Raw genomic sequence first — 687 nt, forward strand, 5'->3', positions numbered from 1 at the left:
TCATCAGTATACATCTTATCTTTAAGTACGGCGGCCTGTCCTCCCAAATGCCTGTCTCTTATACACATCTAGATGTGTATAAGAGCCAGGTTGTATAGTTCGCCATAATTGGCGCAATTTGAATCATCATTACCGTAGCACTCGCGAACGGAAGTCATGTGCTTGAGATTCTCCGCCATCCACGTTTTATCGCCGATTTTTACGATACGGTATTTTTGACCGTCCCGCGAATCAAGCAACATATCGGAGGTTTCGGCGGCAGACACCGACGTCTGCTCGGACTTTTTAGACGCCCCGCCATCGCCTTTGCCGCAACCGCTCAAACACAGCGCGACAAGCGCCGTCGTTACCGTCATTGCCTTGATAAATCCGTATCTGTCACCCATAACGCAAGTCCTTTGGTTTTATGTTTTTGGAATCTATAATATTCCCGCTATGTCAACCCATCCTCACCGACTTCATCTCCTTGTTCGCCAGCCTAATCCCTCCGGCCTTGACGCCCTTCACCAAGAAGTTCTTCACTTTGAAGTTCTCTTCCAAGACTTTCAGCCGCGGCTTAGGCTTGTACTCTATCGTAACAACCGCGTCGGGATCGGTCGTCAGTCTCAATAACGTGCAATTATCGGGAACAATAGCGTAACCCTTGTTCAACTGGAACTGTTCCACCTTGAACCGCTTGATGTACGG

Annotated in this window: 1 protein-coding gene and 1 pseudogene; both read right to left on the reverse strand. The window is 48.6% G+C overall.

Going from position 1 to position 687, the window contains the following annotated elements:
* Positions 1 to 68: 68 nt before the first annotated feature.
* A complete protein-coding gene (locus ACYVRA_RS07905) occupies positions 69 to 386 on the reverse strand; it encodes an FISUMP domain-containing protein (RefSeq protein ID WP_461252191.1) in 318 nt (105 codons plus the stop codon).
* Positions 387 to 438: 52 nt separating this feature from the next.
* Positions 439 to 687 (reverse strand): annotated as a pseudogene (locus tag ACYVRA_RS07910) (DNA topoisomerase IV subunit A); the annotation flags it as partial.

Source organism: Treponema sp. R8-4-B8 (assembly GCF_054786175.1).

Excerpts from the sequence above, each read along its gene's own strand:
- ACYVRA_RS07905 (WP_461252191.1), bottom strand. The coding sequence starts at position 386 with ATGGGTGACAGATACGGATTTATCAAGGCAATGACGGTAACGACGGCG.